General features: G+C 68.2%; 17 protein-coding genes and 1 pseudogene. 11 read left to right on the top strand and 7 right to left on the bottom strand.

Features of this window, described 5'->3' with window-relative positions:
• Positions 1–148: 148 nt before the first annotated feature.
• From AB0B64_RS40190 to AB0B64_RS40175, 4 genes are all read right to left on the bottom strand, one after another.
• The gene (locus AB0B64_RS40190) at positions 149–526 is read right to left on the bottom strand and encodes a hypothetical protein (RefSeq protein ID WP_357952749.1); all 378 of its coding nucleotides are present in this window, start codon (positions 524–526) and stop codon (positions 149–151) included.
• A gap of 124 nt (positions 527–650) precedes the next feature.
• Positions 651–1055, bottom strand: a complete 405-nt coding sequence (locus AB0B64_RS40185) for a hypothetical protein (RefSeq protein WP_357952750.1) — start codon at positions 1053–1055, stop codon at positions 651–653.
• A gap of 35 nt (positions 1056–1090) precedes the next feature.
• Positions 1091–3127: a sugar-binding domain-containing protein gene (locus AB0B64_RS40180; protein WP_358184534.1), complete on the bottom strand. Its 2037-nt coding sequence runs from the start codon at positions 3125–3127 to the stop codon at positions 1091–1093.
• Positions 3128–3163: 36 nt separating this feature from the next.
• Positions 3164–4006 (bottom strand): carbohydrate ABC transporter permease, encoded by an 843-nt coding sequence (locus AB0B64_RS40175; protein ID WP_357952753.1) that lies wholly within the window; start codon positions 4004–4006, stop codon positions 3164–3166.
• A 65-nt stretch (positions 4007–4071) separates the two neighbouring features.
• Here AB0B64_RS40175 and AB0B64_RS40170 point away from each other — a divergent pair, with 65 nt between their 5' ends.
• The gene (locus tag AB0B64_RS40170) at positions 4072–5274 is read left to right on the top strand and encodes a transposase (RefSeq protein WP_358184530.1); all 1203 of its coding nucleotides are present in this window, start codon (positions 4072–4074) and stop codon (positions 5272–5274) included.
• Here the strand turns inward: AB0B64_RS40170 and AB0B64_RS40165 are convergent.
• Positions 5257–6186: a sugar ABC transporter permease gene (locus tag AB0B64_RS40165; protein ID WP_357952755.1), complete on the bottom strand. Its 930-nt coding sequence runs from the start codon at positions 6184–6186 to the stop codon at positions 5257–5259. The genes AB0B64_RS40170 and AB0B64_RS40165 overlap by 18 nt on opposite strands.
• Positions 6186–7547, bottom strand: a complete 1362-nt coding sequence (locus AB0B64_RS40160; protein WP_358184527.1) for an extracellular solute-binding protein — start codon at positions 7545–7547, stop codon at positions 6186–6188. The genes AB0B64_RS40165 and AB0B64_RS40160 overlap by 1 nt, the downstream gene beginning before the upstream one ends.
• 127 nt (positions 7548–7674) lie before the next feature.
• Between AB0B64_RS40160 and AB0B64_RS40155 the strand changes: the two genes are divergently transcribed.
• Both AB0B64_RS40155 and AB0B64_RS40150 read left to right on the top strand, forming a co-directional pair.
• On the top strand, positions 7675–8685 hold the full coding sequence (locus AB0B64_RS40155) for a LacI family DNA-binding transcriptional regulator (RefSeq protein ID WP_358184524.1): 1011 nt from the start codon (positions 7675–7677) through the stop codon (positions 8683–8685).
• 508 nt (positions 8686–9193) lie between these two features.
• The gene (locus AB0B64_RS40150) at positions 9194–12367 is read left to right on the top strand and encodes a S8 family serine peptidase (RefSeq protein WP_358184521.1); all 3174 of its coding nucleotides are present in this window, start codon (positions 9194–9196) and stop codon (positions 12365–12367) included.
• 753 nt (positions 12368–13120) lie between these two features.
• Here AB0B64_RS40150 and AB0B64_RS40145 read toward each other — a convergent pair.
• Positions 13121–13702, bottom strand: a pseudogene (locus tag AB0B64_RS40145) (aminoglycoside phosphotransferase family protein); the annotation flags it as partial.
• Positions 13703–13788: 86 nt separating this feature from the next.
• On the opposite strand from AB0B64_RS40145, the gene AB0B64_RS40140 reads away from it, so the two are divergent.
• The 8 genes from AB0B64_RS40140 to AB0B64_RS40105 all read left to right on the top strand — a co-directional run bounded on the left by AB0B64_RS40140 (position 13789) and on the right by AB0B64_RS40105 (position 22774).
• Complete coding sequence (locus AB0B64_RS40140) at positions 13789–14712, top strand: hypothetical protein (protein ID WP_358184518.1); 924 nt, start codon at positions 13789–13791, stop codon at positions 14710–14712.
• A gap of 202 nt (positions 14713–14914) precedes the next feature.
• Positions 14915–15727: an SAM-dependent methyltransferase gene (locus tag AB0B64_RS40135; protein ID WP_357952760.1), complete on the top strand. Its 813-nt coding sequence runs from the start codon at positions 14915–14917 to the stop codon at positions 15725–15727.
• A 437-nt stretch (positions 15728–16164) separates the two neighbouring features.
• Positions 16165–17067: a helix-turn-helix transcriptional regulator gene (locus AB0B64_RS40130; RefSeq protein ID WP_358184515.1), complete on the top strand. Its 903-nt coding sequence runs from the start codon at positions 16165–16167 to the stop codon at positions 17065–17067.
• 27 nt (positions 17068–17094) lie between these two features.
• Entirely contained in the window at positions 17095–17313 is a 219-nt protein-coding gene (locus AB0B64_RS40125; protein WP_357952762.1) for a hypothetical protein, read from the top strand.
• Positions 17314–17507: 194 nt separating this feature from the next.
• Positions 17508–19805, top strand: a complete 2298-nt coding sequence (locus AB0B64_RS40120) for a TIM-barrel domain-containing protein (protein ID WP_358184512.1) — start codon at positions 17508–17510, stop codon at positions 19803–19805.
• Positions 19802–21109, top strand: coding sequence for an extracellular solute-binding protein (locus AB0B64_RS40115; RefSeq protein ID WP_357952764.1), 1308 nt, complete (start codon positions 19802–19804; stop codon positions 21107–21109). The genes AB0B64_RS40120 and AB0B64_RS40115 overlap by 4 nt, the downstream gene beginning before the upstream one ends.
• Positions 21099–21965: a sugar ABC transporter permease gene (locus AB0B64_RS40110; protein WP_357952765.1), complete on the top strand. Its 867-nt coding sequence runs from the start codon at positions 21099–21101 to the stop codon at positions 21963–21965. The genes AB0B64_RS40115 and AB0B64_RS40110 overlap by 11 nt, the downstream gene beginning before the upstream one ends.
• On the top strand, positions 21962–22774 hold the full coding sequence (locus AB0B64_RS40105) for a carbohydrate ABC transporter permease (protein ID WP_357952766.1): 813 nt from the start codon (positions 21962–21964) through the stop codon (positions 22772–22774). The genes AB0B64_RS40110 and AB0B64_RS40105 overlap by 4 nt, the downstream gene beginning before the upstream one ends.
• Positions 22775–22780 lie beyond the last annotated feature (6 nt).

Raw genomic sequence — 22780 nt, 5'->3', positions numbered from 1 at the left:
CCCGGCCGGCATTCAACCGCCTTCTATAAGCCGATACCGGCCGGGCCGCACCACTCGGTCAGGCACGGACCAGGTCGCCGTTGCCGGGCTTGTCACTCGCCCAGGCGAGGTAGCCGTTGGGCCGGACGAGCATCTCAAGCGAACCGGGTCAGCACTCCGACGGGGAGGTTATTGACCGGAGCACCGCTCCAGTGGTGTAGACCTTCTTCTTTCCCTTGGTCTTCGGATTGACGGTGAAGCACACATCGGTGGCCTGCTTGAAGTCGAGCTTGAGGTTGCGCTTCTGCTTGCAGTGATTATTGAAGTAGACGGTGACGGAGACGTTTCCCGGATCCCAGGAGATGTTGAGCTTCTCGCCCTTGGGCGAGGCGCACTTGAACGACTTGCGTTTCACCCCCGCGCTCTCGGCCTTGCCTTGGGCGGCCATGGTGACGTTCGACGGATGAGCGATGGCCGTCGCCGCATCGGCTGTCATGATGACAAGAGCGGCCGCCGCCGGAACCAGGATGAACTTTGCCACAGACACGCTTTCTCCCTAGCTTGCCGTTTTTCGCTGGTCACGAATCACGCTAATGACGGCAGCTGCGGGGTGAAATAAGCAATTTGACTGGTCGGCTTATGCCAGTCATACCGGCATTCCCGATCGAGGCCTACCGGAGCAGTTCCATGACCTGGCCCGTCGCGTCCATACCGCCCTCCAGGAGGGTGATGTGGCCGAACCCGAGCTGCTCGTGGTTCTTGCGCAGCTTGTCGGCGATCTGCAGGGTCGTGCCGTGGCGCTGGTGCGACGGTCCGGATCGTGCTGATGTGCGCGGATCCTCGCTCCACGAAGGCATGACGATGACCTCCCTTGCCGCAGCGGGGGAGGTCATCGGCGTGAGCAGCCTGGTCGTCATGGTGATGAGCGCGCCGCGTACGACGAGCGCCGACATCCGGACAAGCCCGGACGTGACGGTCCAGAGCGTGTGCACGCGCCGCAGGTTGGTGACCACGCGGGAGATGCGCTCGTACGCTTCGCTCGCCCGGTCGCGGGTCTCCTGCGCGGAGGCCCACACGCCGCGATGATCAACGCGGCGGCCATGCGGGACGTTCAGGGGCGGGCCTGGGGGTCGTCGCCGATGACCGGCGCGGTGCGGGTGTCCACGTCCACGGCGGAGCGGGCCAGAACGGTGCCGTCGGACACCAGGGCGATGTGCAGGCGGCCGCTGGTCCAGCCGTCGGGCAGCTCGGCGTGGACCTCGGTGGCTGCGCCGAGCAGGAACGGTTTGGCCTCGGCGCGCTCCCCGGCCGTCCCCGGTCGCGTGGGCGCGGGGCCGAAGACGGCCGACCAGGCGGTGTGCAGGTGACCGCTGACGGAGTCCGTGCCGTGATGGGAGATCCGGACCGGGACCGCGACCCGCCCGGTCTCGCTGAGCAGGTCGCGGCCGGGGGCGACGGGAACCACGTCCAGGACGAGCGTCGTCATGGCGTTGACGTGCGCAGGGTCCACTCCGGCCAGGTCCTTGGCGCGGCGCTCGAAGTCCAGCAGCCCGGCCGACTCGTGCTCGATGTCGTACAGCTCGGTGTAGACGTAGCCGGCCAGCCGGTCGTGGCGCCGCATCTCCTGGGTCTGCCAGCGCAACTGCCAGCCCCGCTGCACGCTGGTGAAGCCGGTGCCGTACTCGCTGTTCAGGTTGGGCAGGCCGCGCAGCGGCTGCGTCGGCGTCCCGGCCAGCTTCTTGCGGACCACGTAGTCGGGGCCGAGCGGCACGGGGAAGTCGTCCTGGTCGCCGTTCAGCAGCGCGGCGATCGTCCTGCCCCAGGAGGCGGCCGATTCGTCGTAGTAGTGCCAGTCGAGCAGGTCCGTCTTCACGTGCGCCCAGCCGGAGTTGTCGACCGCGGGCCGGGTCGGGTCGAGGGCCTTGAGCAGGTCGTACGCGCGGGCCGCGGCCTCCTGCTTGGCCGGGTCGCCGGGAATGTCCCAGTCCAGGCCCCACTCCTCGTTGTACAGGCCCCAGATGACGATCGCGGGGGAGTTGCCGTCGCGCTCGGCCATCGGGGCGATCTGCGCCTCGAAGGCGGCGACCGACTCCGCCGAGAACCGGCCGGTGGCGGCGGGTTCCGCCCAGATCAGCATGCCGAGCGTGTCGGCATGGTGAACGAAGCGCGGATCCTCCAGCTTGAGATGCTTGCGCACCAGGTTGTAGCCCGCGGCGGCGGCCAGCTCGAGGTCGCGGCGCAGCGCGGCGTCGTCGGGCGCGGTGATGCCGGTACGCGGCCAGTAGCCCTGGTCGAGGACGCCGCGTACGAACAGGCGGTGGCCGTTGAGGTACAGGTCCTCGCCGGACACCTCGATCCGGCGCAGCCCGGTGTAGCCGGTGACCCGGTCGGTGCCGTCGGCCGAGACCAGTTCGGCGTCCACGTGGTACAGATGCGGGTCCTCGGGCGACCACAGGCGCGGCTCGGCGATCGGCAGCACACCCCGCGCGACACCATCGGAGATCGCCACGTCCACCGTCGTTCCGTGGTCGCGCACGGTCAGCCGGAGTGTCGCCGGAGCCGGGCCCTCGACGCGGGCCTCGACCTCGATGCCGTCCAGCCCCTCGGTCGGCCGCAGCTTCAGCGCGGCCACGTGGGTGGCGGGCCGCGCTTCCAGCCAGACGCTCTGCCAGATGCCCGACGAAGGGGTGAAGCACACGCCGTCGAAGTCGTCGCGCGGGATGCTGCGCTGCTTGCCGTGCGCGATCTCCCGCTTGTCGGCGGGGGAGAAGACCCGTACCAGGATCTCCTGCTCGCCCTCGCGCAGCGCGTCGGTGATGTCCGCCTCGAACGGCGTGTAGCCGCCCACGTGGCGGGCCACCTCGGTGTCGTTGACCCAGACGGTGGCCTCGTGGTGCACGGCCCCGAAGTGCAGGACGATCCGCTGCCCCGCCCAGCCGGCGGGGACGGTGATCCGGCGGCGGTACCAGGCGACCGGCAGCCAGTGGGCCTCGATGCCGGAGGCCGGGGTCTCCCAGGCGAACGGCACGGTGATGGTCCGGTCCCAGCCTTGGTCGGCGTCGGCCCGGAAGTCCCAGTCGCCGTTCAGGCTCGACCAGGAGTGCGACCGGTCGAAGTGGGGGCGCGGGTATTCCGCACGCGGCGTCATTGGAAGGGTGCTCCGATCATGAGAAGGTGTGCCCGGTCAGCCCTTGACGCTGCCGGCGAGGATGCCGCTGATGAAGTGGCGCTGCAGCAGGATGAAGATCACCAGCAGTGGCAGCATGGCGATGCTGCCGGCGGCGAGCAGCTCACCCCAGACGGTGGCGAAGTCGGCGCCGACGCGGTTGCCGGTGACGTTCTGCGCCAGGGTCGACAGCACCACCTGGACCGTCTGGTGCGCGGTGTCGTTGACGGCGACGACCGGCCAGACGAAGTCGTTGTAGATGTTCATGGTGGTCAGCACGGCCAGCGCGGCCAGGCCGGGCCGGATCACCGGGATGACGACCCGGGCGAAGACCCCGAACTCGCTCGCGCCGTCCACCCGCCCGGCGTCGAGTAGTTCGTCCGGGATGGCGGCGATGACCTGGCGCATCCAGAAGATGCTGAAGGCGTCGACGCTGCCCGGCAGGATCAGCGCCTGGTAGGTGTTGACCCAGCCCAGCGAGCTCATCTCCAGCAGCAGCGGGATGATCAGCACCAGGGTCGGCAGCATCAGCGTGAGCATCACCACCCCGAACAGCGCGTTCTTGCCGGGGAAGGTGTACTTGGCGAAGGCGTAGCCGGCCAGCGGGCAGAACACCATCGTCATCGCGCCCTTGACCGCCAGGACCAGCGCGGTGTTCACGAAGCCGGTGCCGATCGGCACGTCGGCGAACATCGCCCGATAGTTGTCCAGCGTCGGGCCGCCCACCGACAGCGGGCTGGTGATGATCTCGGCGGCGGGTTTGAGCGAGGAGCTGAGCGCCCACCAGATCGGGTACAGGAACGCGACGGCGAGCAGCGCGAGCACCACGTACTGCACCGGACCGGGCCTGGCCTGCTTCATCTGAATGGTGGCGCGGGGACCCGGTTCCTCGGGGCCGAAGCGCCACTCCTCCTTTCGAAAATAGAATGGAAAGACTCGGTAACGTCGTGCAGCTGCGGCTCACTCCCGCTTCGGCCCAGGCCGAGGCGCTGGCGGCGGCGGTGCTGTTGTGCAATCAGGCGGCCACCGTCGTCTCCCGGTTGGCTTGGCAGCACCGTGTCTTCGCGGTGGTGGAGTTGCATCGGCTGGCCTATTACGAGGTGCGCGGGCAGGTGGCCGGGCTGGGCGCGCAAGCGGCCGTGCGGGCGATCGCCCGGGTCGCCGGCGCCTACGCCAACCGGCGTGCCAGCAAGAAGCGCGCTCACATCTTCCGCCCGCATGGCGCCGTCCCCTACGACGCCCGGCTGATGAGCTTCAACCGAGACGCCCGCACCGTGTCGCTGTGGACCCCCACCGGCCGCGTCACCATCCCCTACACCGGCCGACCAGAAGACCTCAAAGCCGTGGACACGCTGCCGGTGGGGGAGGCCGACCTGATCTGCCGCCGTGGCGTCTGGCTGCTGCAGGTCACCCTCACCCTGCCCCAACCGGCGATACGCGAGCCCGTCCATGGCTTCATCGGGGTGGATCAAGGGGTGGCGAACCTGGCGGTCACCTCCGATGGCGCGGTGCTGCCCGGCCCCGCCCTGTCGGGGCCGGTCGGTGGCAACGGCCATGTCCGCACCCTGCGGGAGCGGCGGCACCGGCAACGCCGGCGGCTGCAGAAGAAGGGCACGGCTGCGGCGCGGCGGGTGCTGCGCCGTCTGTCCGGTCGTGAGCACCGGATGATGACCGACCTCAACCACCAAATCTCGACGTTTGTGGTGCGTGAAGCCGAACGCACCGGCCGTGGTGTCGCCCTGGAGGATCTGCAGGGCATCCGCGGCCGGGTAAGGGCTCATCGGTTCCAGCGGCGCACCCTGCACAGCTGGGCCTTCGCCCAGCAGATCACCTTCACCCGCTACAAGGCCGCCCGCGCCGGAGTCGCGTTTTTGCTGGTCGACCCCGCGTATACCTCGCAGGCGTGTCCGGAGTGCGGGTGCGTGGCCAGGGCGAACCGGCCGGCGCGGGGCCGGTTCGTCTGCAAAAGGTGTGGCCTCGCTGGGCACGCCGACCACATCGCGGCCCGCAACATCGCCGCACGCGGCGCTGCGGGCTGGGCTGCTGTCAACCAGCCACACGCTACCGGCCTCCTTTCAGCCAGATGGGACCGTGAGAGCAAACCACCGGGTTCAGCCGGTGGTAGTTGACGACACCTCGTCTTTCGGGCGCAGCAGCCGGACCGCGCCCAGCGAGAGGCCGAACACCAGCAGCACCAGCAAGAAGGAGTTGGCGGCACCGGTGCCCAGGTCGGATGCCGAGATGTGGTCATAGAGGTAGAGGCCGGCCGTGGTGGTGGAGCCGTAGGGGCCGCCCTCGGTGACCACGTACGGCTCGGCGAACATCTGGAAGACCGCCAGCGTCTGCACGACCACCAGGAAGGCGATGCTGCGCCGGACGAGCGGCACGGTCAGCGACCAGAACTGCCGCCATCGCGAGGCGCCGTCGATCGAGGCGGCCTCGTACACGGCACCCGGTACGGCCTGCAGCCCGGCGAGCAGGATGATGATCGCGAAGCCGGTGGTCTTCCACAGGAACAGCAGCGCGAGCGTCGGCTTGGCCCACGCGGTGGAGGTCAGCCAGCTGACGGCGGGCAGGCCCACCAGCCCGAGCACGTGGTTGACCAGCCCGTAGTCCTCGTCGAACACCACGATCCACACCTGCGCCATGGCCACCAGCGGTGTCACGAAGGGCGCGATGAAGGCGACCCTGAACAGCCCGCGCAGCCGCAGCCGCGCGTTGGCCAGCAGTACCGCCGCGCCCAGCCCGGCGATGACCTGGACCGGCACGATCAGCAGCCACATCACCGCGCTGTTGCCGAGCGAGGCCCAGAAGTCGGGGTTGGTCAGCAGGTAGACGTAGTTGCCCACGCCGACCCAGGTGGCCTCGCCCGCGCCGCGCCAGCGGGTGAAGCTGAGGCGCAGCGCGTAGACCAGCGGGTAGACGCCGAAGGCCGCGAAGACCGCGAAGAACGGCGCGATGAACAGGTACGGCGAGAGCCGGGGCAGGCGCCGCGAGCCGGTGGCGGCCCGCCCTGCCGTCGTGGCGGTGAGACTCGACATCAGGCCCGGTCGATCAGGTTGCGCTGGATCTTCTTGGCCGACTCGGCGATCACGTCGTCGGGGGACATCTTCCCCTCGATCAGGCGCTGGGTGTTGTCACCGAGATAGTCCACGGACTGGGCCCACCACACGGGGATCGGCGCGGCGGCCGGGATGGTGGCGGCGGACTCGACGGCGACCTTCCACAGGTCCTGGCCGCCGAGCGCGTCGATCGGCTTGAACAGCGGCTTGTCCGGCTTCAGCGCCGGGGTGAAGGAGGGCACGGAGGTGGACAGGCCGCCGGGGTAGATGCTGTTGGGGCCGTAGACTGCGGTGCAGCCGGGCTCGGTGAAGCACAGGAACTCGTACAGCAGCCAGGCCAGCTCCGGGTTCTTCGCCTTGGCGGGGATGATGAAGCTGCTGCCGCCCATGGCGCCGCTGCGGGCGCCGCCGGGCGTCCACGCGGGCAGGGGCGCCGCCCGCCACCTGCCCTTGGTGGCCTTGAGCAGCTGCTGCGGCGCGAAAGACCACCAGATCGCCCACGGGACGAACACCTGCTGCCCGCCGTCGAGGGTGTTGATGTCGGCCGCTTCCAGGTAGGGCGCGTGGGTGACCAGATCGCCCTTGACCGCGTCCTGGATCCAGGTCAGGATCCGCCGGTACTCGGCCGACTCCAGCCGGAGCCTGCCCTGCGCGTCGGCGAGGCTCGTGCCCTGCTGGTTGGCCAGCATCTCCAGCCAGAGCTGGCCGAGGAAGGGGTTCTTGTCCAGGTGGATGGGCTTGGTCTTCGGGTCCTTCTCCTTGATCGTCCGGGCCGCGGTCAGCAGGTCGTCGTAGGTGCCGATCCCGGCCGGGTCGACGCCGGCGTCCTGCAGGATGTCCTCGCGGTACCAGAGCAGGCCGGGGTCCAGATCCCACAGCACGCCGAAGATCTTGCCGCCGACGGTGTTGACGGACAGCTTGTACGGGGCGACCTTGTCGCGGTAGGGGGCGATCAGGTCGGTCAGGTCGTACAGGTGCTCGGACTGGCCGCCGATCTTGGCGTCGTCCCAGAAGCTGCCGTCCGGCACGCCGGTGCCGCTGATCAGGGTGTTGGCCAGCTTGGCGTCGATGTCGACGGCCAGGTGGTTCACCTTGACCCCGGGATGGGCCTCCCGGAACTTGCCGATCGCCGCGTCGAACACCTTGAACAGGTCACCGGACCGGTTCCAGATCGTGATCTCGCCCTTGGCGGACGTGGACGCCGAGACGGTGGGCTTGGCCAGCTTGCTCGGCGCCGCGCTGGTGCCGCCGCCGGGAGCGCAGGCGCCGGCCGCGGCCAGCGCGCCCATTCCGAGCGCTCCCTTGAGGAAGCCGCGGCGGGCCATGGCGGGTGTGGACATCTCTACTCCTCGGACGGGGTACGGCGCGGCTTGCGGAGAAACGCTCTGCAACGATGCAGACATCATGCATACTCCTCTGCAACGATGCAAGAGTGAGTTATGATCGCAGCAACCGCAGAGGAGGAACATGGCCCGTCCAACGTTGCGTGACGTCGCCAAGCGGGCGAACGTCTCGATCCGCACGGTGTCCAACGTGGTCAACGGCTACGCGCCGGTCTCCGACGAGCTGCGGGCCCGGGTGCAGGTCGTGCTGGACGAGGTGGGTTACCGGCCCAACCTGATCGCCCGCAACCTCAAGCAGGGCCGTACCGGGATGATCGGCCTGGTCGTCCCCGAGCTGGACGTCCCCTACTTCGCCGAGCTGGTGCGCGAGGTGATCACCGCGGCCCGGGCGCACGGCTACGTGGTGATGGTCGACCAGACCGACGGCGACGCCGAGCGGGAGCGGGAGCTGCTGGCCCGCGACTCGCGGGCCACGATGTTCGACGGCCTGCTGCTGAGCCCGCTGGCCATCTCCGCCGAGGAACTGCGAGGCCGGGGCAACCGGGTCCCGATCGTGCTGCTCGGCGAGCACATCTTCAACGGCAGCTTCCACCACGTCGCCATCGACAACGTGGCCGCCGCCCGTACGGCCACCGGGCATCTGCTGGAGCAGGGTCGCCGCCGCGTCGCCGCCATCGGCGACCAGCCGTACGCGACCGGCGAGACCGCGCAGCTGCGCACGTCCGGCTACCGGCAGGCGCACGCCCGGATGGGCCTGGACGTCGACGAGCGGCTCATCGTCCCGACCCCGCGCTTCCACCGGCGTCTGGGCCTGGAGGCGATGGAGCGCCTGCTCGCGCTGCCCGACCCGCCCGACGCCGTGTTCTGCTACAACGACCTGCTCGCCCTCGGCGCGATGCGTGCCCTGAACAGGGCCGGGCGCCGCATTCCGGAGGACGTCGCGGTGGTCGGCATCGACGACATCGAAGAGGGCGAGTACAGCACGCCCAGCCTCACCACGGTCGCCCCGGACAAGGCGGAGATCGCCCGGCTGGCGGTGGGCGTCCTCATCGACTCGATCAACGGCTCGGCGCCCACGCCGTCGGAGATCGTCGTCCCCCACCGCCTCATCGTCCGGGAGAGCACCGCTCTCTGACCCGGCGTAGTCTTTCCCAGCGGAGTCGGAACGCCACAGCGACCCATCCGCGGCGTAAAGCGCGGGGGGCAGCACCGCGACCTGAGCCTCGGCATGGGTGCGGGAGATGAAAATCCAGGTCACAAGCCCTCTGGCGGGGCAGTCTGGGGGCGCGCGCGTTGTTCTACCGTGGAGAGCGGGGGCAGCACCCGTCCCCGCTGACACCAGAATCCCACGGAGAACATTATGTCTATTCTGTGCTTCTTCGGCATGATCCGCCCGCCGGTTCCTGCGCCTCCGGATCTGTCCAGCGGTAGCAATGGAGCGGCGCTTGCGCGCCGTCGCCGCCGCCATCGCCACTGAGCTCAACGCTCAGACATAGAAAGACGCTCGGCAGGGAAGGCCCCTTGCCGGGCGTCTCGCTGTGCTTCCCCCCAGACGGCACGGAATTTCGTGATCGGGAAGACGAATACGCCTTTCGGTGAATAGTAGAGGAGAAGATCATCAACCTACGTCTATGAGGTAGACCGTGAATTTAGGCAAGTCGCTCATCGCCGCTCTCGCGGCGGGAGCAATCGGCGTCACGCCGGCGTGGGCCCGGCAGGCCCCGCCTCAGCAGGAGAACGGGGTGACCCTGATCACCGGTGACCGGGTCGTGGTCACCGGGCCGGGGCACCGTGTGGAGCCCGGTCCCGGCAGGCGGACGGACTTCACGAGCCAGGTGCTCGGAGGCCACCTGTACGTGATACCCGCCGACGCCACGCCGCTGATCGCCCAGGGCGTGCTGGACCGGCGGCTGTTCGACGTCACCCAGCTCCTGGCCTGGAAGTACGGCGACGCCGACACCCCCGACATCCCCGTGATCTCTCAAGGGACCGCCGGGCAGGCCGTCGCACCGCAGGGCGCCCAGCGGGTCCGGCAGTTATCCAGCCTCGGGATGAGCGCGGCGCGCGTGCCGAAGGCGAACGTCGCCCAGACCTGGAAGGATCTGACAGGCGGTGGCGCCCGCGCCCTGACGGCGGGTCGTACCAAGCTGTGGCTGGACGGCCGCAGGTCGTTCTCGCTGGACGAGAGCGTCAAGCAGATCGGCGCCCCGCAGGCGTGGCAGCAGGGCATGACGGGCAAGGGCGTCACCGTCGCGGTCCTCGACTCCGGCTACGACCCCGACCATCCGGACCTGAAGGACGCGGTACAGCAGGAGCGCAACTTCAGCGACGAACCCGACATCCGCGACTCCCTCGGCCACGGCACTCATGTCGCCTCGATCGTGGCGGGAAGGGATCAGAAGTATCGGGGCGTGGCGCCGGAGGCGACGCTGGCCATCGGGAAGGTGGGCGGTCCCGCGGGCCCGACCGATTCGGCCATCCTCGCTGGCATGGAGTGGGCGGCCGTCGAGATCAAGGCCAAAGTCGTCAACATGAGCTTCGGCGACGTGGACGCTCTCGATCTGGACCCACTGGAGCAGGCGGTCAACACGCTTTCTGAGCGGACCGGCACGCTGTTCGTCGCGGCGGCGGGAAATGACGGCGCCAGGGGCAGGGTGATCAGCCCCGGTAGCGCTGAAGCGGCGCTGACCGTGGGCGCGGTGGACAAAAAGAGTCGCCTGGCCGAATTCTCCAGCCCGGGGCCGCGAGTGAGCGACCACGCGATCAAACCCGACGTGACCGCGCCGGGCGTGAACATCGTCGCCGCGGCCGCGGCGGGCACCGCCGACGGCCTCCACCGGCCGCTCAGCGGCACCTCGATGGCCACCCCGCACGTGGCGGGAGCGGCGGCCATCCTGGCTCAGCGCCACCCGGAGTGGACGGGCGCGCAGCTCAAGGCCGCGCTGATCGGCAGCGCCGCGCCCGCTCAAGGCGCGACGCTCTATCAGCAGGGAGCCGGGCTGATCGACCTGGAACGCGCGCTGAAGCAGCAGGTCACGGTCGCGCAGGGCAACGTCTGGGCGGCCTTCCCCTGGAACGCCGCCGGCGAGCGAGTGACGACCAAAACGATCACGTACGCCAACGCGAGTGACGCTCCGGTCGCCCTCGACCTGTCGGCTCAGGGCGAGGTGCTGAAGCTGCCGGCCGACCAGGTCACGGTCCCGGCCAAGGGCGAGGCCTCGGTCACGCTCACCATCGACGCCGGTGGCAAGGCGCCGGGCGACTACCCGGGAACGGTCACCGCCAGGTCGGGCGAGACGGTGATCCGCACGCTGGCCGGCGCCTACGTCGAGCCCGAGTCCTACGACGTCACGCTCACCGTCGTCGGCAAGCAGGGCCAGCCCATCAACCCCATGCAGAGCCAGATCTATGACGCGAAGACCGGAGCCCTCCACCAGCCGGCCTTCCGTGACGGTGTGGCCAAGGTACGACTGTCCGAGGGCGACTGGAGCGTCTACACCGAGATCACGGAGAAGATCGACGGGAAGTGGGTCATGACGATCGCCGACCCCGCGCTGAAGATCGACGGCGGCGACCAGAAGCTGACGGTGGACGCGCGCCAGGGCAAGGCGGCCAAGATCACGCTTGACGATCCGAGCGCCGAACGTCAGCGCGGTTACGCCCTCGGGGTGACCCACGGCGCATGGAACTCCTGGTGGTCGACAAATGGCGACGTCAACGACAACCTCTTCGTCGTTCCCAGCCGCCAGGCAGGTCTGACCTACGGTGTGGAGACCATGTGGCTCAGCAAGGACGCGTCTCCCAGCCCGTACGTCTACCAGATCGTCGACCACCGCACCGACGGCCTCCCCGAGGATCCTGTCCACAACTTCCGGCAGAAGGATCTGGCGAAGGTCACCGCGACCTACCGGGCCGCGGGAGTGGCGGCCACGGGCATGCCGATGTCCGGACTGCGCATGGCTGATTTCCCCGGCTCGGCCCTGAGGCCGCTGGTCGACGATATCGCCTTGCCCGGCACGCTCATCCACTACCGCACACCCGGGCTGACCTACGAGAGCGGGCTTGAGGTCGGCACCTCGCTGGTGTTCGACGGCGGCAAGCTCATGAAGCGCGGTCAGACCAGCGAGGTCTGGAACAGCGCGGTCACCGGGCCGGCGTTCCTGCTGCCGGGCGGCAGCCGTACCGGCGACAAGCTGACCTTCTCCGGAGTGGGGCTGTTCTCCGACGGGGGCGCGGGCAGGACGGGGTCGGACACCGCCGCCACCGGCGTCGCCACCCTCGCCAAGGACGGGCAGGTGCTGGCCAAGGCCGACCTCGCCGGCTGCTGGGTCTACGAGCAGGAAAAGTGCCAGTTGCGCGCCGACCTTCCCTCGGGGCGCGGCTCCTACACGCTGACCGCGTCGATGCGCAGGCAGGTCCCGCACTCGGCGCTGTCCACCGGCGTGGAGTCCGTGTGGACGTTCCCGTCCGCGACCACGGCCACGGAGCAGCCGCTGCCGCTGACCGCGGTCCGGTACAACCCCGAGGGCCTGGACGCATCGAACCGCGCCAAGCCAGGCAGCGTGACCCGCCTGCCCATTCGGATCGAGCGCAACGCCGGGTCCGCGCCGGTGAAGGCGAAGTCGGTCGGGCTGGAGATGTCCGTCGACGACGGCGCGAACTGGCGCAAGATCCCGGTCGTCCGCACCGGCTCGGGCTGGTCCGCCATGGTGCCGAACCCGGGTACGGCCGGCTTCGTCTCACTCCGCGCGGTGGTGACCGACACGGCGGGCATCGGACTGACCCAGACGATCACCCGCGCCTACGCCATCGGCTGACCGGTCGGCCACACCCACCGTCCTGGCCGGGTCCGGCCGGGGCGGTTGTGTGAGAATCTCGCCGCTCGGAGGGCTCGGTAGCCGGACTTGTTTTTGAAGCGTGCTTTGCGGCGATACGCGGGTCGGCGCTGACGATGGCCGGGTGATGTTGCTGGGTCTGGAGCGCTTTCCGTCCTTGGGGTGGTGGTGATCATGCGTTCCAGGCTCGTACTGTGGCCAGGTCCTCTGTGCAAGGGGGATGTGGGTTGGTGATACTGCTGATGGGCTTTTCTGGTTGTGTGCTTCGGAACCTGTAGTGCTCATGCGACGCGCCGGGTGTTCCGAGGGAGATATGGCCCTGTATGTTGCTTGATAGGTGAATCGTTCGAGAGTGGTTTCTGGTCTTGAGAGGCGTATTGCCCGATCAGAGGCCGTAGCGGTCGCCCTTCGGGGCGGCCGAGCATCGCAACCCCGTGGCCGACAGGCCCGGCAGGGTGTTGGTCTCCAGGTGTGGCGGTCGCCTTGCGGGGCGGCCGAGCATCGCAACAACATCTTCAAGGGGCGCGCGGTGGAGTTGTACCGATGGCGGTCGCCCTTCGGGGCGGCGAGCATCGTAACTGGAGAAGCCCCGGTGTCCCGTATCCAATCAGGCACGTGGCGGGCCTCCGCGCTGATGGCTGCCTCGCGCACGATCTGATGATCGAAGTCCTATCACAGGCGTGAAAGAGATACCTGGCCATTCGGGCCCGCGCCGATCGTGGAAACCATGCAACGCTACGGTACGGCTGTCCAGGACCAAAGCCTTGGTCCATGCTCGCCACGCAGACACGCCAACCTCAGCATTACTTCGTCGTGCCGAGCGGGATTCTCGGCGGCGACCTGGGCCGCCATACAGGTCATACGGAACTCGCGGACGTCCCGCAGCGTCTCGAACCCGGCCCACGAGGTGACGTCGTGCTCGTATACCCGGACGAAGGTGCCATAGTCCTCGGCGGTGATGCCGGCCAAGGTGAAAGCCTTGACAGCCGTGGAGGTCAGGTCCCATTCGGGCGGGCCGACCGAGCAGCGTTCCAGGTCGAGCAGCACAACGCCGCCGTCGTCCGTGCTCACCACGTTGCCGATCCATGCGTCCCCATGCACGACGGTCTCCGGCAGGCCCTCGGGTAGCGCTGCGTAGCGCGCCCTCAAATCGGCCAGGCGGGCGCGCATCCAGGCCAGGTCCGACTCGTCAAGGGTGGCCGCACGATCGATCCGCTCTGCGAGTCGTACGAACGGATCCAATCGGCCGATGTCGAACTCGGTCGGTGGCGGGAGGCCGTGAAGGCGGCGCAGCGTCGTCGCGACCATCAGCGTCGTGCCGTGTCGGTGGGGTGGTAGCTCTCGCCACCAGGTGACCGCGCGGCCGTCTCTCCGACGGGGCTATCTCGCGGGGGTGGCAGGACGTGAGCAGCAAGTTATGGACGGTGGCGGCCCTGGTGGCGGTCATGGTGACCGTCTCGTCTTGCGACGCAGACACCCCGCCGAAGGACACGCCCCAGCCCTCCGCCGCGAGCTGCGCGACCTCGCTCCCGCCGAATCCGCCCCCTTCTCCCACCCAGTCGACTGCCTGGGCGGCCGGGCTCTGCCTTGATGTCCAGATGCCCAAGCCGGACAGCCAGGTTCCCGCGCTGGCCGATTGCGCACTCGCGACGGCCGGGGCCCAGATCACCAAGCTCGTCTACCAGGGCAACGGGCCGGTGGAGTGCCCGAAGGACACCGACGGGATGCTGGACACCCCGACCGGTCTGGAGCCGCCGCGTACGGTCTGCCTGCGCAACCGCCGCGCCCCGCACCCGGGGGACGTCGGCAAGGGTGGCGGGATCCTACGCGTCGGCGACTGCACGCTCATCGAGGACGAGCCCGTCGTATCCGTCGAGGAGCGGGCCTGTTACGACGGCCACGGCCCCGGCAGGATCAGGAAGTTCACCAGGACGAAGAAGGCGTGTACGCGCAAGATCTGGTCCTACGCCTACAAGTGGCAGGGCTCCTACTTATGCGTCGGGCCGGGTGAGGACGCCAAGGAGGTCGGTCCCCAGTACGCGCTCGCGAGCTGCCTGACCGCTCCCAAGACGAAGCGCCGCAAGACGGTCTTCGGCACGGAGAACTCCATCGTCGGGGGACTGAAGAAGGTGTCCTGCAAGGCCAAGAAGGCGTGGGGGAAGGTGGTCGGGCACGTCAGCATCGAGTTCGAGTGTCGGCGGCCCGCCGATTACTCGGTGACGAGCTCGACGTCACTTTGTACGGGCTCGCCTCCGGCCCCGACCCCTGCCCGGCGATCACCTGCATCCGGAGACTCTGACCCGCGCGTACGGAGCGTGACCTGTTGAGCGCCAGGAGAATGTCGGTCCTGATGGCCGGGTCCACCACGACATAAAACGCGGGGTCGTATTCCTCTGGCTCCGAGACGCGCAGGTCGTGGAGCGCCATGGTCAAAAGCGCGGGACACGCTGCCACAGTCACGTTCAGGAGCGCCTTGGGCGACTACGTTAAGGCCTGACAAATACGGACAAGACGACGCAGGAGATTTCCATGACCGACACCTCGGGCCAGGAGCTCTTAGCCAAGATCGACACTACGAGACCGCATTCGGCGCGGGTGTGGAACTATCTCCTCGGGGGCAAAGATTTCTACCCCGTCGACCGCGAGGCCGCCGACCAGTACAAGAAGACCTTCCCCGGGATCGTCGACATCGCCCGCACTGACCGAGCCTTCCTCGGCCGGGCCGTACGGTTCCTCACCGGCGAAGGCGTCCGCCAGTTCCTGGACATCGGAACCGGCCTGCCAACGATGGACAACACCCACGAGGTCGCCCAGCGGGTCGCCCCAGAGTGCCGCATCGTCTACGTCGACAACGATCCGCTGGTCCTGCTGCACGCCGAGGCGTTGCTGAAAAGCTCCGAAGAGGGGGTCTGCGACTACATCGACGCCGACCTGCGCGACCCGGACAAAATCTTGGAACGGGCCGCGCAGACGCTGAACTTCGACGAGCCAGTCGCGATCATGCTGCTGGGCATCTTGCATCTCGTCCCGGACTTCGCCCAGGTGCACCAGAGCGTGATGCGGCTGCTGGACGCCGTGCCCCCGGGCAGCTACCTGGCGATCACCCACGCCACCCTCGATTTCGACGGCGAGACGACCGCCCAGGCCGAGGCCCAGCAGGAATGGAACAAGAAGGCCGACTCGATGACCCCCCGTACCCGCGCCGACATCAGCCGCTTCTTCGACGGCCTGCAAATGGTAGAACCCGGCCTGGTCTCGATGTCACGGTGGCGGGTCGAGGCCACCCCCTGGGGTGAACCCGCCGAACTGGCTGGCTACTGCGGAGTCGGCCGAAAGCCCTGAAACCGCAGATGCCGCCCTGGAGATCTGCATCGATCTTGGGAGTCCAGCGAGGATGCGCCGCGGACAGGGTAAATCAGTATCACTGAGGTCAGGTTCTTTGGTGTAGCGCGTGAAGGGTATCGCGTCGAAAGTATTGCCGTATCGGCTTAGTCACCATGCGTGATTTTCTTGGTGAACTGGAGCCTGGGGGCAGAACGGTCAGAAGTCGTGCCGTCATATGCGGCGGGAATTCCCGATACCGGGAATTTCCGCTGGTCAGAAGCTTTCGAGACGAGTTGACTCGCTCGCACATGGGAAGTTTCCATAGCCCAGTGCCAGGCGCGGCGCTCGAAGGGAAGAGGCGGCGGGAGATCAAGTGGAATATGGTGTTTGAGCCAGCTGCCGTGGCAGGATGATCGACGGTCAGGCCGGGGAAATTCACCGATTTGGGAGCATGCATGCCGACTGTTCGCGGTACAGGCGACTTGCCGCGAATCTCCGACGGGGATTTGCGTCAGTCTGGGCCGACAGCGTTACGGATGTTAGTCGGCGCGTACCTGCGACAGTTGCGCGAGTCACGGGAGATCACTCGCGAAGCCGCCGGATATGTCATCCGGAGTTCACATTCCAAGATCAGCCGCTTGGAGTGCGGGCGGACCAGTTTCAAGTTGCGTGATGTGGCTGACCTGCTCACCCTGTACGGCGTGGACGAGGCCGAACGCCAGACCGTACTCATCATGGCCAAGCAGGCCAACGCGCCCGGCTGGTGGCAGGACTACCGAGATGTACTCCCCGACTGGTTCGACGCTTACCTTGGGCTGGAGCAGGACGCGGCCATCATCCGCACCTACGGGGTCCAGTTCGTCCCCGGCCTGCTGCAGACCGAGGATTACGCCCGCGCGGTCATCGCAGACGGCTACGAGAACGCCTCTGCCGAGCAGATCGAGCGCCGGGTCGCGGTACGGATGCGCCGGCAGCAGATCCTGATGTCACCCACGTCGCGCAAGCTTTGGGTGGTGATGGACGAGGCGGCGCTGCGCCGTCAGGTCGGCGGCAGCACGACGATGCGCTCCCAGCTCGAACATCTCCTGGAGATGGCCGTGTTGCGTCACGTCACCCTTCAGGTTCTTCCCTTCAGCTCTGGCAGCCGCGTTGGAGGTGTCGGCCCCATCACCCTCCTTCGGTTCGCCCAGGCAGAACTGGATGATGTTGTCTATCTTGAGCAACTCGCTAGCGCGCAATATCTGAGCAAGGAATCCGACGTTCGCCCGTACCGGCATCTGCTGAACCAGCTCGGTGTCCACGCGCAGTCCGCGGCCGAGTCCCGGACGACTCTCCGCCAGATCATCAGCACGTTGTAGCTCGCTGCTCCGGGCAGCGGTGACTCGATGGGCCGAGGAGACCGCTGCCAGTTCGAGCGCGGGGATAAGGCGCTGGAGATCGAGCCCATGCAGGCGTCGGGCGGCTCGCGTCCGGGCGGAGATCCCCGCGCGGCCAAGCGCCGGGTGGGCCATCGGGTCGATCGTCCGGTCTCGGTGCAGGAGAAGATCGAGGCCCGGTTGCTGCAGGCCGGTGTCTGCTCGGTCGGCCATCCCAGAGCGGCCTGACGCGTTTCGGCGTCGCCGCTGTTGGCTTGCCAAGAGCTTGTCGCGAGCCACTGCCAAGAACACCTGCCGCTCCGCGCAGGGTCCTCTCTTCTTTTGTTTGGCTGGCATCTAAACTAATCGGCGACCGTTGACGTTTGTTCGTTGGAACGGAAAACTAACGCGCGAGCCCGTGCCGGTCAGCCGAAGGAGCCTTCATGCCCTACCGCCCGCCCCTGGTCGCGCACGAGTACTTTGTCGCCGACCCGCCGGAGCTGCCGGTCCGCCCGCGGGGTGAACAGGGCCTGTCCGCGTTGACCGCCGCCGAGCCGGTGGCCGTGGACGACTCCGGAGTGACGCTGAAGGGCATCACCTCGGCGGAGGAGAGCCTGGTCGTACAGGTGCGGGTGGCGGGCGAAGGGGTGATCCGGGTCCGGCTCGGCCAGGACGTGGACGCCCGCGCCCGCTCGGCCCGGGCGACCTCCTTGGTGACGCCGGGCACGTACGCGGGAGCCCGGGTGGAGACCCGGCCCGGCGGGCTGACCATCGACGCGGGCTCGTTGCGCGCGGAGATCACCCTGGACCCGTGGCGGCTGCGGTTCACCGACGCGGCGGGCGTCACGCTGGTGGAGCAGGACCGGGGGCACACCGACATCAGCGGGCGGCTGCGTACGCTGCCGTTCGGGCGCTCCCACGCCGACGGCGTCACGGTGGCCTACCACGAGAGCTTCGCCGCGCCGGCCGACGAGGCGTTCGCCGGGTTCGGGGAGTCGTTCACCCCGCTCGACAAGCGCGGCCAGCGGCCCGTCATGTGGAACTTCGACGCCTTCGGCGCCGAGTCGCAGCGCGCGTACAAGAACGTGCCGTTCTACCAGTCGAGCAGGGGATACGGCATCGTCGTCGACAGCGGGGCGCCGACGGAGTTCGACGTCTGCCAGTCCACGCACAGCGTCGTGCAGATCGTCGTCCCCGACGACCTGATCGACTACTACGTGGTCGCCGGGCCGACGCCACCGGAGATCCTCGACCGCTACGACCGGCTGACCTGCCGTCCGGCGCTGCCGCCGAAGTGGGCGTTCGGCACCTGGATCTCCTCGGGCTTCTTCGTGGACAGCCAGGAGCGGGTCATGACGCGGGCCCGGACGATCCGCGAGCGCGGCATCCCGTGCGACGTCCTGCACCTGGACACCTACTGGCAGACCGACGGCCACTGGTCGGACCTGCGCTGGGACGAGGCCCGCTTCCCCGACCCGGCCGGGATGCTCGCCGAGCTCGACGAGATGGGCTTCAAGGTCTGCCTCTGGATGAACCCCTACATCTCCCACCTGAGCCCAGCTTTCCCCCAAGCCGCCGAAGCCGGATATTTCCTGAAAAATCAGGATGGGGAGGCGTACGTCGCCGACTGCTGGCACGGGTCCTACCCGGCCTGCGGCATCGTCGACTTCACCAACCCGGCCGCCGTCTCATGGTTCAAAAACCTGCTCCGCCCCCTGCTCCAGCAGGGCGCGCAGGCGTTCAAGACCGACTTCGCCGAAGGCGTGCCGCACGACGCGACGGCCTTCAACGGCATGACCGGCACCGACCTGCACAACGTCTACACGCTGCTGTTCAACGACGCCGTCGCCGAGGTGACCCGCGAGGTCAACGGGCACGGCCTGGTCTGGGCCCGCTCGTCGTTCCTGGGCGGCCAGCGGCACTCGGCCCAGTGGAGCGGCGACACCTTCACCAGCTACCCGGCGATGGGCAGCACGCTGCGCGGCGGCCTGGCCCACGGCCTGTCGGGCGTGCCGTTCTGGAGCCACGACGCGGGCGGCTTCACCGGCCGCCCGGCCGACGACCTCTACGTCCGCTGGACCCAGTTCGGCGCGCTGTCCCCGCTGCTGCGGCTGCACGGCACCACCAGCCGCGAGCCGTGGGAGTTCCCCGAGGTGGAGGCCGAGGCGGTGGCCGCGCTGCGGCTGAGGTACCGGCTCATGCCCTACCTCTACTCGGCGGCCGTGGACGCCGCGCGGACCGGCGCGCCGATGATGCGGGCGCTGTGCGTCGACCATCCGGGCGACCCCGTCGCCTGGCGGGCCGACCTGGAGTATCTGCTCGGCCGCGACCTGCTGGTCGCGCCCATGATCACGCCCGATGGCACCCGGCAGGTGTACCTGCCCGAGGGCCGGTGGGTCGACTACTGGACGGGGGAGTTGCTGGAGGGCGGGCGCTACCGCGCCGTCTCGGCGCCGCTGGAGCAGATCCCGCTGTTCGTCCGGTACGGCGCGCTCATCCCGGTCACCACGCCCGGGGACACCGTGGACGTCCCCTCGGAGATCACCCTTGTCGCCTTCGGGGGCGGCGACAGCCGTAGCACGGTCCACGATCTCGACGGCGAGACCGTCGTTGAGGCCACCCGCGACGGCGACACCCTGCACGTCACCGTCACCGGTCCGAAGCGGGTCGCCGGGGTCGAGTTCGCCCCGGTGGCGGGCGCCCCGGTCCGGGCGGTCATCACCTCCCAGGAGACACCATGATCAAGCTGAGAAGTGCCGCGGCGGCGCTCGCCGTCGCGGCATTGACCCTGACCGCCTGCGGCTCCGGCTCGGACGGGCAGCAGCCCGCCGCGAGCGGCCAGCCGCGCGTGCTCAAACTGTGGCACTACGAGAGCGCCGAAGGCGCGATGGGCAAGGCCTGGGCGGCGGCGATCAAGAAGTTCGAGTCGACCCACCCGGGCGTGACGGTGAAGTTCGAGGAGAAGGGCTTCGAGCAGATCCAGAAGACGGCCAGCATGGTGCTCAACTCCGACGAGGCGCCCGACGTCATGGAGTACAACAAGGGCAACGCCACCGCCGGGCTGCTGTCGAAGCAGGGCCTGCTGACGGACCTGTCGGAGCAGGCGACCAAGCGCGGCTGGGACAAACTGCTGTCGGCCAGCCTGCAGACCACCGCCAAGTATGACGACCGGGGCATCATGGGCTCGGGCAAGTGGTTCGGCGTGCCGAACTACGGCGAGTACGTGATGGTCTACTACAACAAGAAGCTGTTCGAGAAGAACGGCGTCACGGTGCCGACCACGTTCGAGGAGTTCACCGCGGCGCTGGACAAGTTCGCCAAGGCCGGCGTCACGCCCATCTCCACCGCCGGGGCCGAATACCCCGCCCAGCAGATCTTCTACCTGCTCGCGCTGAGCAAGGCCAACCGGGCGTGGGTCGACTCCTACGAGCTCTACAAGGGCAAGGTCGACTTCCACGGCCCCGAGCTCACCTACGCCGCCGACACGATGGCCGACTGGGTGAAGAAGGGCTACATCGCCAAGGACTCGGCCGGGATCAAGGCCGAGGACATGGCCACCGCGTTCATCGGCGGCAAGTTCCCGATCATGGTGTCCGGCAGCTGGTGGTACGGCCGGTTCCAGACGGAGATCAAGAAGTTCGAGTGGGGCTCGTTCCTGTGGCCCGGCAACCAGCTCGCCCCCGGCTCCAGCGGCAACATCTGGGTCGTCCCCGAGAAGTCCAAGAACAAGGACCTGGCCTACGACTTCATCGACATCACGATGAGCAAGGAGATCCAGAACCTGCTCGGCAACTCCGGCGGCGTCCCCGTCGCGGCCGACCCGGCCGCCATCACCGACCCCAAGAGCAAGGAGCTCATCGACAACTTCAACAAGCTCACCTCGCAGGACCAGCTGGCCTTCTACCCCGACTGGCCGGCTCCCGGCTACTACGACGTCCTCGTGGCCGGCGTCCAGAACCTCATCAACGGCAGCAAGCCCCCGGCGAAGGTGCTCGACGAGATCGCCCAGCCGTACAACGAGAACCTCGCCGACCTTGGCAACTAGAGGAGAACGCGGGTACTGGCCGTACCTGATCCCCAGCGCGGTGCTGTTCACCGCGGTCATCGTCGTGCCGTTCGTGATGAATGTCGCGACGAGCTTCACCCGCTGGTCGGGGGTGGGCACACCCACCTGGATCGGTACGCAGAACTACGTCCGGCTGTTCGCGGACGAGCGCTTCTGGACGTCCTTCCGCAACAACGTCGGGTTGATCGTCGCGATGGCGATCATCCCGACGGTGATCGGGCTGGTGCTGGCCGCCGCGCTGTTCGACTACATCGGCAAGAGGTTCGGCCCCCGCACGGCCTCGGCCCTGCGGGCGGCCTACTACCTGCCGCAGGTGCTGCCCGTCGCGGTGGCCGGGGTGGTGTGGGGCTGGATGCTGCACCCGACCTACGGCGCGGTCAACCAGATCTTCGGGCTGAAGGTCAACTGGCTCGGCGATCCCGACTACGCGCTGGCCACCGTGATGGCGGTGATGGTGTGGTTCCAGCTCGGCTACCCGGTCGTCATCTTCATGGCCGGGCTGCAGCGGGCCGACCCGGCCCTGCACGAGGCGGCGGAGATCGACGGGGCCTCGTGGTGGCGCAGGTTCTGGCACATCACGATCCCGCAGATCCGTCCCGAGATCTTCGTCGTGCTGCTGACGTGCACGATCGCCGCGCTCAAGGTGTTCGGGCCGATCTTCGTGCTCACCAGGGGAGGGCCGGGCAACGCCACGATGGTGCCCTCGTACTTCTCCTACCTCAACTTCTTCCAGAAGGCCAACATCGGCTACGGCTCGGCCATCGCCACCGTGCTGGCGCTGATCATCGTCGTGGTGACCTCGGCCTTCCTGTTCCTCCAGGAGCGGAAGCCGTGAGACGCTACCCGATCCTGGCCGCGCTGACGGTGCTCGCCGCCGTCATGCTGTTCCCGTTCGTCATCGTCACCTTCAACGCCTTCAAGACGCCCGCCGAGTATTCGGCGGGCAGCCCGCTGAGCCCGCCGCAGGGCCTGAACCTGGACGGGATCATCGCGTTCTGGACCCGGGTCGACTTCGGCGAGAAGCTCCTCAACAGCCTGGTGATCAGCGGCTCCGTCGCCGTGCTCGCCGTGCTGCTGTCGGTGCTCAACGCCTACGCCCTCGGCATCGGCCGGGTACGCGGCCGGCTGTGGATCCTCGTGCTGTTCCTGGTGGCCAACACGCTGCCGCAGGAGGCGCTGGCCTACCCGCTCTACTACCTGGCCAAGGCGGCCGGCCTGTACGACTCCAAGCTGTCGGTGATCATCGTGTTCACCGTCATCCAGGCCGCCTTCGGCACCTACCTGCTCAGCGCCGTGCTCGGCCAGTTCCCGAAGGAGATCCTCGAGGCGGCGCGGATGGACGGCGCGGGGCGCTTCCTGGCGCTGTGGCGGATCGTCGTCCCGATCAGCAGGCCCACGCTGTCGGTCCTGGTGATCTTCTTCTTCATCTGGACCTGGAACGAGTTCTTCCTTCCGCTCATCTTCCTGGTCTCCAACGACACCCAGACGGTGCCGGTCGCGCTCGGCGTGCTGCAGGGCGAGAAGTACATGGACGCCACCATGTCCAGTGCCTCGGCGCTGCTCGGCATCGTCCCGGCCGTCGCGTTCTTCCTCATCTTCCAGCGGACGCTGACCAGGGGCATCACGGTCGGCGCCATCAAGTAGGAGCTT

This window comes from Nonomuraea sp. NPDC049129, assembly GCF_040648495.1.
GTDB lineage: Bacteria > Actinomycetota > Actinomycetes > Streptosporangiales > Streptosporangiaceae > Nonomuraea.
This window is presented reverse-complemented; position numbering and strand designations above follow the sequence as displayed.

What these genes read in the sequence shown, in the direction of transcription:
- AB0B64_RS40165 (WP_357952755.1), bottom strand. Translation starts at nt 6,186, where the DNA reads ATGTCGAGTCTCACCGCCACGACGGCAGGGCGGGCCGCCACCGGCTCG.
- AB0B64_RS40180 (WP_358184534.1), bottom strand. Translation starts at nt 3,127, where the DNA reads ATGACGCCGCGTGCGGAATACCCGCGCCCCCACTTCGACCGGTCGCAC.
- AB0B64_RS40170 (WP_358184530.1), top strand. Translation starts at nt 4,072, where the DNA reads ATGGAAAGACTCGGTAACGTCGTGCAGCTGCGGCTCACTCCCGCTTCG.
- AB0B64_RS40120 (WP_358184512.1), top strand. Translation starts at nt 17,508, where the DNA reads ATGCCCTACCGCCCGCCCCTGGTCGCGCACGAGTACTTTGTCGCCGAC.
- AB0B64_RS40125 (WP_357952762.1), top strand. Translation starts at nt 17,095, where the DNA reads ATGGGCCGAGGAGACCGCTGCCAGTTCGAGCGCGGGGATAAGGCGCTG.
- AB0B64_RS40130 (WP_358184515.1), top strand. Translation starts at nt 16,165, where the DNA reads ATGCCGACTGTTCGCGGTACAGGCGACTTGCCGCGAATCTCCGACGGG.
- AB0B64_RS40135 (WP_357952760.1), top strand. Translation starts at nt 14,915, where the DNA reads ATGACCGACACCTCGGGCCAGGAGCTCTTAGCCAAGATCGACACTACG.
- AB0B64_RS40160 (WP_358184527.1), bottom strand. Translation starts at nt 7,547, where the DNA reads ATGTCCACACCCGCCATGGCCCGCCGCGGCTTCCTCAAGGGAGCGCTC.
- AB0B64_RS40175 (WP_357952753.1), bottom strand. Translation starts at nt 4,006, where the DNA reads ATGAAGCAGGCCAGGCCCGGTCCGGTGCAGTACGTGGTGCTCGCGCTG.
- AB0B64_RS40155 (WP_358184524.1), top strand. Translation starts at nt 7,675, where the DNA reads ATGGCCCGTCCAACGTTGCGTGACGTCGCCAAGCGGGCGAACGTCTCG.
- AB0B64_RS40115 (WP_357952764.1), top strand. Translation starts at nt 19,802, where the DNA reads ATGATCAAGCTGAGAAGTGCCGCGGCGGCGCTCGCCGTCGCGGCATTG.